The sequence below is a fragment of the Marinobacter sp. EhC06 genome (genome assembly GCF_001650915.1).
Taxonomy (GTDB): Bacteria; Pseudomonadota; Gammaproteobacteria; order Pseudomonadales; family Oleiphilaceae; genus Marinobacter.
This window is the reverse complement of sequence record NZ_LXYO01000001.1, coordinates 413,500-427,290: the sequence shown is the minus strand read 5'-3', so window position 1 is coordinate 427,290 and position 13,791 is coordinate 413,500. Positions and strand designations below refer to the sequence as shown.

The window sequence follows — 13,791 nt, the reverse complement described above, 5'->3', positions numbered from 1 at the left end:
CGTGAATACGTCCGTGTAGGCTTGATCGCAGCATCCCTGCTGCTCACAGTCCCGGGGAGCCACACCCGCCAGAACCCCAAACAAAGTAAGTGGATCCAACAGGCGTGTTCCCGAGGTTTGGGAGACGTGGTGGGGGCGTTCTTGCCGGGACTGTCTGCAGCATGGATGCTGCAGTCAAGCGTACAGGGATGTATTTACAGCGCGTCCTGGCAAGAACGCCCCCAGCGCGGCTCTTGCACCCAGATTTGCGGTATCAAGGAGTCAATATGACACAACCAGAAAGAAGTCATCTCTCAGGCAAGGCACTGGAAGTATACGACCGTATGCTGGAGCGGGTGAAAGCGCGTCTCCACGACCTGGAGGAAACGTCGCTCCAGACCCTTGAGGAAGAAGTGCAGAAGGCGGTCGAGTTTGAGTATGAGCTCGAGGAAATGACCCGCGAAGAAGCAGACCTGCTGGGTGCCTATCTTCAGCGGGATCTTGAACATCTTCTGCATTTTGTCGAGGAGACCGGCGAAGGCTTGAGTGAATGGTTGCAGCTTGATATCGCGCTGTTGGAGCACCAACTGGCCGACAGTTTGTTATCGGTTGCTGATAAAACCGTCGTCGACTTCCTCGAGCTCAAACAGAAACTGGAAAATAAGGAAGTGGGCCAGTATATCTCGGGCGAGGTGGCCACCGCTGGTATGTTCCAGTGCCTCAACTGCGGGCACATGCGGTGTCTGACAGCCACCAGCCACCTGGAACCCTGTGAAGCCTGCGGCTCCCACTACTACGAGCGGGTTACGAGCCGCTGGCCGAAACAGGAGGAATGATCCGCTCCCGGACAAACACGATCAAAATAACTGCGAGGGTCAGGACTGGCCAGGAGCCTGTCTGCATGTAGGGCGTGCTGCCAGTGGCGGTGAACACCTCGCCGGTCAGGGTGGCGCGCTCGAACTGGGGGATGGTTTCAGTCAGCTCGCCCCGGTTATTGATGATCGCCGTTACGCCATTGTTGGTGCCACGAAGCATGTAACGGCCGGTCTCCAATGCCCGCATTCTGGCAATCTGCAGATGCTGTAACGGGCCAATGGAATCGCCAAACCAACCATCGTTGCTGATCGTGAGCAGCAGGCCCGCGCCCCTGGCATTAAAGGCAACAAAATCCGGGTAGGCGACTTCATAGCAGATGAAGGGCATCACATTGACGCCATTGGCCTTGAGCGGATCCTGCCACTCCGGCCCCCGGCTGAAATCACTCATGGGCAAATCGAAGAAACCAATCAGTCCCCGCAACACACTTTGAAGTGGCACGTACTCTCCGAATGGCACCAGCTTTTGCTTGTGGTAGATGCCCTCGCCGTTGCCGATGGCCATGATGCTATTGTGAAACGTGAAATCTTCAATTCGGTCGCTGAATCCGTACCAGGGTATGCCGGTAATCAGGGTGCTGTTGTCACCCAGCTCTGTACTGATGTGGTCGATGATCTTGCCGGCCTGATCCTGGGGGATGGGAATGGCGGTTTCCGGCCAGAGAATCAGATCCGTGTCCCAATGGTCTTCGGTCATGCTCAGATAGGTGACGATCTGGTCCTTCAGAAACTCCGGGTCCCATTTGATCTGCTGGGGAATATTGCCCTGCATGGCGGCAAAGGTTGTAGCGTCTTCGCTCAAATCTGTCCAGTCGAGGCGGTTCATGGCCGGGGCAACCAGCCAGGGAATCAGGGCAACAACGAGGGTAACGCCCGCAGCAACCGGTTTTAGGTGTTTCAGCAGCCACCAGCCGCCGTACAATGCGGCACCGGTTGCAGCAATCCAGAACGTGATGCCATGGACGCCGGTCAGAGGTGCCAGCCCGGCCAGGGGGCCGTCAGTGTGTGCGGTGCCCAGATACAGCCATGGAAAGCCGGTGAGCAGCCAGCCCCGGAGCCAGTCGCCCAGAATCCAGATGGCCGGAAACAGGATCAGGCGCCGGGCCGGGCTGTCCTTGGCAAGTTTGCCCCAGAACCAGAAGGCCAGGCCATGGAACAGCGCGAGGCCCGCCACGAACAGAACCGTCAACAGGATGGCGACGGGAATTGCCGTGTTGCCATGTTCGCTGATGCTGATGTAGACCCAGCTGGCGCCGCTCCCAAACAGCCCCAGGCCAGTAAGCCAGCCAGCCCGGAAAAGTTTCTCCGGTGCCAGTGGTACGGTAACCAGGAGGATCAGCAGGACCGAGACCGGGCCCAGCCACCAGAGGTTGAACGGAGAAAAGGTCAGGGTTTGCAGGGCGCCGGCAACCACAAGGGCGGCCGCGCCCAACCAGGCGTTGGAGGAAAGCGGGGTTTTCAGCGCTCTGGTGTTTGTGGCGTCACTGGTCACTTCGGGTTACCTGCAGCAGACGGATTACGCGGTTATCGGCGTTGGCAATGGTAAAGCGCAAGCCGCCGAATTCAACCGATTCGCCCCGTCTGGGCAGGTGTCCGAATTCCTTGAGAACCACGCCACCAATGGTATCGAATTCCTCTTCGTCCATTTCGGTTTCGAAGAACTCATTGAAATCATCAATGGGCGTTACTGCTTTTACGGCGTAGCTGCCATCGCCCCGGGCCTTGATGTGGGTTTCCTCATCAAAATCGTGCTCGTCCTCGATTTCACCAACGATCTGTTCAAGCACGTCTTCAATGGTGATCAACCCGGCGGTGCCGCCGTATTCGTCCACCACAATGGCCATATGGTTGCGATTTTCCTTGAACTCCTTGAGCAGCTGGTTCAGGCGCTTGCTCTCGGGCACGAAGGTGGGCGGGCGCAGAATTTCCCGGATACGGTTCCAGTTCAGATCGTTGTTCAGGGCCAGGGGAAGCAGATCCTTGGCCAGAAGAACGCCAATCACGTCGTCCTGGCTGTCCCCGATGACCGGGAAACGGCTGTGTGCGGAATCCATGATTTCGCCCAGAAACTCTTTGGGCTCTTGGGATGCCTTGACGGTGACCATCTGTGAGCGGGGAATCATGATCTCATCCACCCGCATGTCGATCACCTGCATGGCACCTTCGATGATGCTCATGGCATCAACATCGATGATGTTCTGGGACTCGGCGTCCCGCAGGATTTCCAGCACGTCCTCGACGGACTCAGGCCCGCTGGAGAAGGCCTGTGATATACGTTCCAGCCAGGACTTGCCGCCCTGACTGCGACTCGACTGATCGTCGCTCATGAGTCTTGTTCCGTTTCCTCTGCTTCGTAGGGATTGCCAAATCCAAGCTGCGCAAGCAGCCGGATTTCGAGGGCTTCCATGACCTCGGCATCATCGTCTTCAATATGATCAAAACCCTGGAGATGCAACATACCGTGCACCACCATGTGAGCCCAATGGGCGTCCAGGGTTTTGTCCTGTTCCCTGGCCTCTGTCTCGACAACCGGCGCACAAATCACCAGATCTCCGGCCAATGGCACCGTTATACCGGCTGGCGCCTCAAATGGGAAGGACAACACGTTGGTCGGATAGTCCCGCCCCCGGTACTGATGATTCAAGGCCTGACTTTCTTCAGTTCCAACAATACGGACCGTCACCTCGGACGGATCCTCGCCCTGCCAGGCCAGTTGCGCCCATTGTTGAACCTGCGACTCCGAAGGTATACCCGGCGCTTCAAAAACCTGTTGAAAATCCACAGTCAACTTGCTCACTGGCCAGTCGCACTCCCGTCATCAAAGGAATCGTAGGCTTCGACAATGCGCTGTACCAGCGGGTGACGTACCACATCTTTCGCTTCGAACCGGGTAAACCCGATGCCCGGCACCTTGCTCAGAACACTTGCGGCATGAATCAGTCCGGAATTCTGGCCGCGGGGCAGGTCCACCTGGGTGGTGTCACCGGTAATCACCGCAGTGGAGCCGAAACCGATCCGGGTCAGGAACATCTTCATCTGCTCCCGGGTGGTGTTCTGGCTTTCATCCAGAATGATGAACGAGTTGTTCAGCGTACGGCCCCGCATGAACGCCAGCGGCGCAATCTCGATCACGCTTTTCTCGATCAGCCGTGTGACATGGTCAAACCCGAGCATTTCATAGAGCGCGTCGTACAGCGGGCGCAGATACGGATCCACCTTCTGGGCCAGATCGCCAGGAAGGAAACCAAGCTTCTCGCCGGCCTCGACCGCTGGCCGAACCAGCAAAATCCGCTTCACCTGCTCGTCTTTCAGAGCCTCAACCGCGCAGGCGACTGCCAACCAGGTTTTGCCGGTACCCGCCGGCCCGATCCCGAAGTTGATATCGTGGGTGCGGATATTGTGAACATACTTCTGCTGGTTCGCGCCCCGAGGCTTGGCCTGCAGCTTCGGTGTCTTGATAACCGTCACAGCGCCATCGTAGGGCACGTCCTCGGGCAGGCGCTCAAAGCCGGTTTCCCGGATAAACAGATGCACAGTATCCGGCGGAATATCATCCGTGGCCTCGGTTTCCCGATACAGATGCCGGATAACCTCAACGGCCGCCGCCACATGCTCGGTTTCCCCTTCCACCCGAAAATGATGACCCCGCCTGCCGACTTTTACATGCAGGCGCTTTTCAATCATCTTCAGGTTTTCATCAAACTGGCCACAAAGCGTCGCCAGCCGACGCTGGTCCACCGGGTGCAGGTCAAATTGTCTGTGATCGTTGGCGTTCAAAAGTGCTCCGTTTTGGTTTGGGAGAACGAGTATCTGATGTTGGCGAAACGGGCGAGGGCCGGAAGGTGTTTCCAAAAAGCGCCCGTGAATACGTCCCTGTAGGGCTCGGTCGCGCCATCCCTGGCGCTCCACGTTTTTGGAAACACCTTCCGGCCCTCGCCCTGATCAATCTATGTGCAGGTCCGAATGTGAAAAAACAAGTAGTCTGGCTTCGCCCGAGGCGTAATCCGTAAAATTTCTTGGTTACAGGCATATTATTGGATTGCGACCCCGTCTAACCCTGCCCACGCATACGAAGCTTGCACCAGGCAGACGGCTGTGCAGCCGCCGGAGAGTGGTGGGGCTCCCCTCCCAAAAATGTCGGCGGCCAAGGATGGCCGACGCCAAGCGCACATGGATGTGCTCGTAGCGGTTTTTGGGAGGGGAGCCCCATCACTCGCCCCACTCCAAGTCTCAGACGAATACGAAACCAGGCCTAAAACAACTCCGAGCTCACAGGCACCCCGCGAAGAGAATTGGGATAGGCCTCCACAATATCGACATCAATAAAGTGCCCAACAACCTCCGGATTCTCATGCCGGAAATTCACGATCCGGTTGTTCTCGGTACGCCCCGCGTACTCGCCAGGGTCCTTCTTGGACAGGCCCGTCACCAGAATCCGCTGGGTGCTGCCAACCATCTTGCGGCTGATATCCATCACATTCTGATTCAGGCGATCCTGCAGGATGCTCAGACGCTGCTTCTTGACGTCCATCGGCGTCTCGTCCGGCAGGTCCGACGCGGGTGTGCCCGGACGGGCGCTGTAGACGAAGCTGAAGGACATGTCGAAGCCGATGTCATTGATCAGCTTCATGGTGTCTTCAAAGTCCTTCTCGGTTTCGCCCGGGAAGCCGATGATGAAGTCCGACGAAAAACTGATATCCGGGCGAATCTTGCGCAAGCGGCGGAGTTTGGATTTGTACTCCAAAGCTGTGTGGCCACGCTTCATGGCGGCCAGGATACGGTCGGAGCCGCTCTGGACCGGCAAGTGCAGGTGGCTGACCAGCTCTGGAACACGCTCATAAACGTCGATGAGGGCGTCCGAGAACTCTACCGGGTGGGACGTGGTGTAACGGATGCGATCGATACCGTCGATGGTGGCGATCAGTTCAATCAGTTCCGCCAGGTCCATGGTGTCGCCGTCGTGGGTTTCGCCCCGATAGGCGTTCACGTTCTGGCCCAGCAGGTTCACTTCCCGAACACCCTGGCTGGCCAGATGGGCAACCTCGGCGATTACGTCGTCGGCCGGGCGGCTAACTTCTTCCCCGCGTGTGTAGGGCACCACGCAGAAAGTGCAGTACTTGCTGCAGCCTTCCATGATCGAAACAAACGCGGAAGGGCCGTCTGCGCCGGGCTCGGGCAGGTTGTCGAATTTCTCGATTTCCGGGAAGCTGACGTCCACCACGCCAACACCGTTACCCTTCGCCCGCACTTCGGTAATCATGTCCGGCAGGCGATGCAGGGTTTGTGGGCCAAAGACCATATCCACGTAGGGTGCGCGGTCAATGATGGCCTGGCCTTCCTGGGAAGCCACGCAGCCGCCGACGCCGATGATCATTTCGGGCTTTTTGCTCTTCAGCTTTTTCCAGCGGCCAAGCTGGTGAAACACCTTCTCCTGGGCTTTTTCCCGGATGGAGCAGGTGTTTAGCAGCAGGATGTCGGCGTCATCGGGTGAATCGGTCATTTCGACGGTTTCACCTGTTTTGAGCAGGTCTGCCATGCGGGCAGAATCGTACTCGTTCATCTGACAGCCGTGGGTTTTGATGTACAGCTTTTTGGCCATGGGTCTCACGTAATCTGGTGGATGTTGCGCCGGGAACAGGGTTTTTGAAACGGGGCGCCAGCAAAAAGGAACTGCGTATTATAACGGGGTGCTTAAACTTCAACCACCTTTGTCTCGGCTAGTTGCTAGTCCGCTTGTGGTATTATTTTTGATTCTTTAAATCGACAATCAAGCCCGAACACGATCATGACCCCCGAACGCCTCGCCCGAATCAAACAAACCCTCAACACCCGGCAACCGGATCTGAGCGTCCTCACCGACCAGGTGCACAAACCCCGGAATCTGTCCGCCATCATCCGCTCCTGCGACGCGTTTGGCCTTGCCAACATGCACGTGGTCTGGCCGAAGGAAGGCTTCCGGGCGTTCCGCAAAACCGCCGGTGGCAGCTATAACTGGGTCACCACTCACACTCACCGGAGCATGGATGAAGCGATTGAAAGCCTGAAAGGGCAGGGCCACAGGCTTTATGCCGCGCAGCTTTCCGACCGGGCGATTGATTTCCGGGAGGCGGACTACACGGTGCCCTGTACGGTGATTATGGGTAACGAGGTGGATGGCGTTAGCGCCGATGCCGCGGCCCAGGCCGACGAACATATTGTGATCCCGATGATGGGGATGGTGGAGTCGCTCAACGTCTCGTCCGCCTGCGCCATTATTCTGTCCGAAGCCCAGAGACAAAGAAAACTGGCCGGTATGTTCGACCAGCGCCGGTTGCCGGACGACGAATACAACCGTCTACTGTTCCGCTGGTGCCAGCCCACGGTTAAACGCTACTGCGACGACCGCAACCTGCCTTACCCGCCCATCGATCCCGAAACCGGCGAATTGATCGACGGCGTAGGCTGGATGCAGGAGGTCCGCAAACTGCGGGCCAATCGCCGCAGATGGGACGACACGACAAATATTACTCCTCGCGAGCCTCAAGATACCGCTGAAGCTGTTCCCGCAAAGCCTTGGGAAGCCGGGTAATCGTCAACGCGTCTTTGTCACGGTCATAGTAAACCGCCTGATTCACCAAGTCGGATGAAAACGACACACTCATGCCACCCCCGGAGCCTGCAATACGCACCAGTTTCTTAACCTTGCGATGGTCCGGATGCAGAACACCACTTTCCGGCAGCTCGGCGGTTTTCGATGCAAACTCCTTGAACCGCTGCGGCTCGCTCTCGTCCAGGTAGCCTGAGAGCGCCTCGATTTCCACCGGCTCGCCCAGTGCATGCTGCTCCTTACAGAACTCGTAGGCCTTGTTGCGAACCTCGCCGGCCTTTTCTGGCTCCGAGGATTTCGCGAAGGCCTCTACGGCATCCAGAAATGTCATGGTTTCCTTTTCCACATCCACCTGATTGGTAAACCCGCACAGACGGATGAACAGCTCTCCTGGCTCCCCGGTGCCACGGCCATGAACCAGGGTGAGGTAGTTCTCCGCCGGGTTGTTACCACGCCAGTCATCCAGCTCGATGCGAACGGCCAGGTTCAAACGGGAAAGGCTGAGGACGTCGGTCGCATCCAGTGACTGGTTGCCATCGAAACGCATGGCACTGTCGGTCTCCAGAATAAACAGGTAGACCACCTCGGCATCCGCCAGAGCATCGTGGACAATCATCAGGTGACCATCGAATTCTTCTTGGCTGCCCGTGAGCAGTTCCTGCCACTGTCCGAACAGGCGGTCGGTCATGGCGCCGAAGGTTTGTTTGTCTTCCAGGTAGTCCTTCAGCCAGGCGCTGAACGGGCACTCGCCCAGATCCTCGGAAAACCGGCCATACTTCTTGCCAGGCTTGCTGTTGAACAGCCGCTTCATTTGCTTGTGCAGCCCCTCGTAATCGCCACCGGGCTCCTGCAGGGCCTCGCCGGTCACTAGGCGGGCAGGCTGGCCCGGCTGGTACTGGCTGGCGAAGGCAGTGCGGAGGTGTTTGATGGCCATTTTTGGCTCCTGTTCGTTGTTTCGGTTAACTCAGAGAGGCGGGATTCTGCCACGATTTGGTGGCGGATTCATTGGTAGCCTGAAGGTTTGCGGGAGGGCCGCAGGGCAGGTCATTCTTTTTCTTACGAAAAAACAACTCGCTTCGCTCAGACATCTTTTTTCTAGAGAAAAAGAATAACCTACCCCACGTCCACGGGCCTTTCAGTGGTCCGCCAAAAAAGAACGGGTGGTTTACCGTGCTTTGGTTTTGGGAATTAACACCAAGGTATGTCGGCGACGGGGTGGGGGTATCTTTTTCTGCCGGGAAAAGATGTCTGAGCGAAGCGAGTTGCTTTTCACAAAGAAAAAGATACCCCCACCCCGGCGCCAGCCACCGAAGTAGGGATATCTCCAGTCAGTTCAAAGCTTAGACCCGCTTGCTGCGAATCAACTCCTGAACAAGTTTGTTCACAGCCTCAGGAATCTCCTGTTCGCTGTCCGCAGTTGCCCCCGCGTTGGCTACGTCAGTGCCGAGGTTAACGGCAATGGCAACCAATCCATGGGAGGTCAGAAGCTGGGCCACGCGGCGGCGTTCGTCAGCATCGCCGGCGTTTTCTTCGGTGACCACCACGGCCGTTTTGCCCTGGTCGAACAGCGCACGCTCAACGGCGAGGGCCAGTGCCGGCGCCTGTTTGCCATTGCAGGCAATGATCGCCGGCTTCTGGGCCAGGCGGCGTTCGCGTTCTTCTACCGAGACCGGATCGAGGGATTCGCCGGAATCAGCCAGGCCCGCAACCATCCCTGCGCCGATGGTGACGTTGGACAGCCGGTCGATCACGATGAAGCTGCCGGTGGCATGGTTTCGCTGGTAGGCGTCGAAGGCGATCGGCTGGTTCAGCGTCAGCTCACACAGACCAATTTCGTTCAGCTGGAGCTGGCTCGGGTTGGCCTGCTGTTCCAGGGTGTTTACGTCGGTCTGGTGGTGAATCTTTTTCACCGTGCCGGAGGTAAAGGTTGGTCCCAGCTTGATATCGTAAAGACGGCCGGTTTCCAGGGGTGCATCGGTCATCCAGACGATGTTGGCGTTGAAGCGGTTGCCCACTTCCGGCTCGTCCTCGACTTTTACCAGCATATCGCCGCGGCTGATGTCGATTTCGTCGGTCAACGTGAGCGTAACCGCCTGGTCGATGTAGGCCTCTTCGAGGTTGCCATCGAAGGTTACAACTTCCTTGACCGTGCTGGTGCGTCGTGAGGGCAGGGCCATGACCTTTTCGCCCGGGCGGATCACGCCAGAGGCGATAGTGCCGCAGAACCCACGGAAATTGAGGTTCGGGCGGGTAACGTACTGAACCGGGAAGCGGAAATGCTCCAGATTCTTGTCCCGGCCTACTTCTACCGTTTCCAGAATTTCCATCAGGGGCTGGCCGGTGAACCAGGGGGTGTTCTCGCTCTTGTTTACCACGTTGTCGCCTTCAAGGGCAGACAGCGGCACGAAGCGGATATCCTTCAGGCCCAGCTTGGCGGCAAACGCCAGGTAATCGTCTTTGATTTCGTTGAAGCGTTCTTCGCTGAAATCCACCAGATCCATCTTGTTCACCGCCACCACAATATGGCGGATACCAAGCAGGGAAGCGATGTAGGAATGGCGCCGGGTCTGGGTCAGCACGCCGTGGCGGGCATCGATCATCAGGATCGCAACCTGCGCCGTGGAGGCGCCGGTGGCCATGTTACGGGTGTACTGTTCGTGGCCCGGGGTGTCGGCAATGATGAACTTGCGCTTGTCGGTGGAGAAGTACCGGTAGGCCACATCGATTGTGATGCCCTGTTCCCGCTCGGCCTGCAGGCCGTCCACCAGAAGGGCGAGATCAAGTTTCTCGCCGGTGGTGCCCATCTTGGCACTGTCGGTTTTCAGGCTGGCCATATGATCTTCGTAGATCATCTTGGTGTCATGGAGCAGGCGGCCGATCAAGGTGCTCTTGCCGTCGTCCACGCTGCCACAGGTGAGCAGGCGCAGGAGCTCCTTGTTCTCGTGCTGTTTCAGGTAGGCCTGAATATCTTCTGCAATCAGATCAGACTGGTGTGACATCTTAGAAATACCCTTCCCGCTTTTTCTGTTCCATGGAGCCGGCTGAATCGTGGTCAATTACCCGACCCTGGCGCTCGGAGCTCTTGGCCAGCAACATCTCCTGGATAATGTCCGGAAGCGTGTTGGCTTCGGATTCGATGGCGCCCGTCAGCGGGTAGCAGCCCAGTGTTCGGAAGCGGACCGATTTCATCATCGGTTTCTCGCCTTCCTTCAATGGCATGCGGTCGTCGTCCACCATGATCAGGGTGCCATCGCGCTCAACGACCGGGCGTTCGGCGGCATAGTAGAGCGGAACGATGTCGATGTTCTCAAGGTAGATGTATTGCCAGATATCCAGTTCCGTCCAGTTGGACAGCGGAAATACCCGGATACTCTCGCCCTTGTTGATCTTGCCGTTGTAGATGTTCCACAGCTCCGGCCGCTGGTTCTTGGGGTCCCAGCGATGGTATTCATCCCGGAACGAATACACGCGTTCCTTGGCCCGGGATTTTTCCTCGTCCCGGCGGGCACCGCCGAAGGCTGCGTCGAACTTGTACTTGTCCAGCGCCTGTTTCAGGGCCTGGGTTTTCATGACATCAGTATGCTTCGCGCTACCGTGAGTAAACGGCCCGATTCCTTGGTCCACGCCTTCCTGGTTGGTGTGCACGATCAGGTCGAGGCCAAACTTCTCAGCGACGTTGTCCCGGAACTTGATCATGTCCCGGAATTTCCAGGTGGTATCAATGTGCATCAACGGGAAGGGTGGTTTGCCCGGGTAGAAGGCCTTCAGGGCCAGATGGAGCATTACCGCGGAATCCTTGCCGATGGAGTACAGCATTACCGGATTGTCGAACTCGGCTGCCACTTCCCGGATGATGTGGATGCTTTCCGCTTCCAGCTGTTTCAGGTGCGTGAGGTTGTATGTGGTCATGATAATCCGTTGCCGCCGTGCGGGCCGTTTTGGCTATGCGAATGAATACGGCAACTATACCAGAGGGGGTAAGGGCATAAGAAGACGGCCAACTAGACATTGGCGTTATAACAATATAGCAGTGGCGGGCTCTGGGCTTAAGGGAACCGTGGCTGGAAGCTCAGGCCGGATTGCGGGAGTCGGCCAACAACTTGGCGACGTAGCGGTCGACGTAATCGAAGCCGTTGCCTTCAAACTCTGCGAACTGGATGCCGAGCTGAAATTCATCCCGTGCGATACGTCGCATGTGGACAATATTGCCATCGGCAATGATAGAGACTGGCTGTGTGGCAACCACCGGTACGGCGAACCGCGTCTTCACGGCAATCCAGTTGCCGGGAGCCGGCGCCTTTTGCTCGGGGATGAGCTGCTTCACTGTTTCCTGGTTACAGGAAATCATCACGCCGGTGCGGGAGAGATTGGACAACGAACAAGTCAGGCAGCAGCCGTCCGGTTTCTCAATAGTAATGTCGGTGGCTACGTCCACCCGCTGTTGGTTGCGCAAATTCAGTTTAGCGGCGACAGGTTTCATGTTGACTCTTCTGGCGTGTCTGGTTGCAAATGAGGCTGCCTTTCCCATAAATCCCTTCCAGAAAAACACTTAAAATCTTGATAAGCGCATGAAAGTGTAGTTGTTTACTTTGTGATCAGCAAGAAGCCTGCCGTCTATAGTGGCAGATTTGTTAAATCTTTCTGAACAAGACGTCACAAATTTTGACGTCTGTCAGATTATTCCTATGGATTTGCTGGTCGGACTTTTGCTGCAGCCGGTCCCGTAGCTGGTGTAAAATACCGCCCTTCATTCATTTGTGGGCTCGCGCAGAGCTCCGGGAATTCCAAACCTTTTATGACAGATAACACCCAGAACCCCGTCGCTTCCGGTAACGGCAAAGTCGGTTTCATCAGCCTCGGCTGCCCCAAGGCTCTCGTAGACTCCGAACGCATCCTCACTCAACTGAGGCTGGACGGTTACGATGTTGTCCCCACTTACGACGACGCTGATATCGTTGTCGTGAACACCTGCGGCTTTATCGATGCCGCCAAGCAGGAATCCCTGGACGCCATCGGCGAGGCCATCAGCGAAAACGGCAAGGTGATTGTCACCGGGTGTATGGGTGTGGAAGCCGACAAGATTCGCGACACTCACCCCGGTGTATTGGCCGTTTCCGGCCCCCACGCCTACGAAGAGGTGGTCGGCGCGGTTCATCAGTTTGTTCCCCAGAAGAAACAACACGACCCCTTTACCGATCTGGTTCCGCCCCAGGGGATCAAACTGACCCCGAGGCATTATGCGTACCTTAAAATCTCCGAGGGCTGCAACCACCGCTGCACCTTCTGCATCATCCCCTCCATGCGCGGTGACCTGGTCAGCCGGCCCATAGGCGATGTGATGGATGAGGCTCAGCGCCTGGTGGACGCCGGTGTGAAAGAGCTGTTGGTGATTTCCCAGGACACCTCGGCCTACGGCGTTGACACCAAGTACCGCACCGGCTTCTGGCAAGGGCGTCCGCTAAAGACCAAAATGCAGTCCCTCTGCGAAGCCCTCGGTGAAATGGGCGTGTGGGTGCGCCTGCACTACGTTTACCCGTATCCCCACGTGGATGAAATCATTCCCCTGATGGCCGAAGGCAAGATCCTTCCGTACCTGGACATCCCGTTCCAGCACGCCAGCCCGAAAGTGCTCAAGGCCATGAAACGCCCGGCCCACGACAGCAAAACCCTGGAACGCATCCGCAAGTGGCGGGAAATCTGCCCCGAGCTCACCATCCGCTCCACCTTTATCGTCGGCTTCCCTGGTGAAACCGAGGAAGACTTCCAGTACCTGCTGGACTGGCTCGACGAGGCTCAACTGGATCGTGTTGGCGCGTTCAAATACAGCCCGGTCGAAGGCGCCAAAGCCAACGAACTGGAGGGTGCGGTTCCGGAAGAAGTCAAAGAAGAGCGCCTGGCCCGTTTCATGGAAAAACAGGCAGAGATTTCAGCAGCCCGCCTACAGGCCAAAATTGGTCAGACGATCGATGTGCTGATTGATGAGGTCGACGAGGAGGGCGCCATTGGTCGCTCAAAGGCCGATGCGCCAGAAATCGACGGCATGGTTTACCTCAACGATGAGACCGACCTTGTTCCTGGCGAAATCGTTCAGGCGGTTGTTGAGCATGCTGATGAGCATGATCTTTGGGCTCGGCTTGTTTGATCGGCTTGGGCGCCTAGCCTTCTGAATGTGGGGGTGGGCCTCGGCGGGGTGTGCCTCCCAAAAACCGCTACGAGCACATCCATGTGCGCTTGGCGTCGGCCATCCTTGGCCGCCGACATTTTTGGGAGGCACACCCCGCCAAGGCCTCAGAACTATCGGGGATAGGCAGCAAGCTTGTCCACTGAGCGCAGCCCAATTCAACAAAGCGT

The 13,791-nt window shown here is 57.3% G+C and carries 12 protein-coding genes; 3 read left to right on the top strand and 9 right to left on the bottom strand.

Going from position 1 to position 13,791, the window contains the following annotated elements; genetic code table 11:
• The first annotated feature begins 266 nt into the window (after positions 1-266).
• Positions 267-815 (top strand): zinc ribbon-containing protein, encoded by a 549-nt coding sequence (locus A8B84_RS01910; protein ID WP_064228668.1) that lies wholly within the window; start codon positions 267-269, stop codon positions 813-815.
• Here the strand turns inward: A8B84_RS01910 and lnt are convergent.
• From lnt to miaB, 5 genes are all read right to left on the bottom strand, one after another.
• Positions 784-2,346, bottom strand: coding sequence for an apolipoprotein N-acyltransferase (lnt, locus tag A8B84_RS01905; RefSeq protein ID WP_064228669.1), 1,563 nt, complete (start codon positions 2,344-2,346; stop codon positions 784-786). The two genes, A8B84_RS01910 and lnt, sit on opposite strands and share 32 nt — an antisense overlap.
• Positions 2,336-3,181: an HlyC/CorC family transporter gene (locus A8B84_RS01900; protein WP_064228670.1), complete on the bottom strand. Its 846-nt coding sequence runs from the start codon at positions 3,179-3,181 to the stop codon at positions 2,336-2,338. The genes lnt and A8B84_RS01900 overlap by 11 nt, the downstream gene beginning before the upstream one ends.
• Entirely contained in the window at positions 3,178-3,651 is a 474-nt protein-coding gene (gene ybeY / locus A8B84_RS01895) for an rRNA maturation RNase YbeY (protein ID WP_064228671.1), read from the bottom strand. The genes A8B84_RS01900 and ybeY overlap by 4 nt, the downstream gene beginning before the upstream one ends.
• Positions 3,648-4,631, bottom strand: coding sequence for a PhoH family protein (locus tag A8B84_RS01890; protein WP_064228672.1), 984 nt, complete (start codon positions 4,629-4,631; stop codon positions 3,648-3,650). The genes ybeY and A8B84_RS01890 overlap by 4 nt, the downstream gene beginning before the upstream one ends.
• Positions 4,632-5,106: 475 nt before the next feature.
• The gene (gene miaB / locus A8B84_RS01885; protein WP_064228673.1) at positions 5,107-6,453 is read right to left on the bottom strand and encodes a tRNA (N6-isopentenyl adenosine(37)-C2)-methylthiotransferase MiaB; all 1,347 of its coding nucleotides are present in this window, start codon (positions 6,451-6,453) and stop codon (positions 5,107-5,109) included.
• Positions 6,454-6,639: 186 nt separating this feature from the next.
• Here miaB and trmH point away from each other — a divergent pair, with 186 nt between their 5' ends.
• The gene (gene trmH, locus A8B84_RS01880) at positions 6,640-7,422 is read left to right on the top strand and encodes a tRNA (guanosine(18)-2'-O)-methyltransferase TrmH (protein WP_064228674.1); all 783 of its coding nucleotides are present in this window, start codon (positions 6,640-6,642) and stop codon (positions 7,420-7,422) included.
• On the opposite strand, the gene A8B84_RS01875 is transcribed toward trmH, so the two are convergent.
• From A8B84_RS01875 to A8B84_RS01860, 4 genes are all read right to left on the bottom strand, one after another.
• A complete protein-coding gene (locus A8B84_RS01875) occupies positions 7,358-8,374 on the bottom strand; it encodes a nucleoid-associated protein (protein ID WP_053112685.1) in 1,017 nt (338 codons plus the stop codon). The two genes, trmH and A8B84_RS01875, sit on opposite strands and share 65 nt — an antisense overlap.
• A 406-nt stretch (positions 8,375-8,780) precedes the next feature.
• Positions 8,781-10,439, bottom strand: a complete 1,659-nt coding sequence (gene cysN / locus A8B84_RS01870; protein WP_064228675.1) for a sulfate adenylyltransferase subunit CysN — start codon at positions 10,437-10,439, stop codon at positions 8,781-8,783.
• A 1-nt stretch (position 10,440) separates the two neighbouring features.
• On the bottom strand, positions 10,441-11,349 hold the full coding sequence (cysD, locus tag A8B84_RS01865; protein WP_014577758.1) for a sulfate adenylyltransferase subunit CysD: 909 nt from the start codon (positions 11,347-11,349) through the stop codon (positions 10,441-10,443).
• A gap of 160 nt (positions 11,350-11,509) precedes the next feature.
• Positions 11,510-11,920, bottom strand: coding sequence for a PilZ domain-containing protein (locus tag A8B84_RS01860; RefSeq protein WP_064228994.1), 411 nt, complete (start codon positions 11,918-11,920; stop codon positions 11,510-11,512).
• A 315-nt stretch (positions 11,921-12,235) separates the two neighbouring features.
• Between A8B84_RS01860 and rimO the strand changes: the two genes are divergently transcribed.
• Entirely contained in the window at positions 12,236-13,582 is a 1,347-nt protein-coding gene (gene rimO / locus A8B84_RS01855; protein ID WP_064228676.1) for a 30S ribosomal protein S12 methylthiotransferase RimO, read from the top strand.
• Positions 13,583-13,791: the final 209 nt, after the last annotated feature.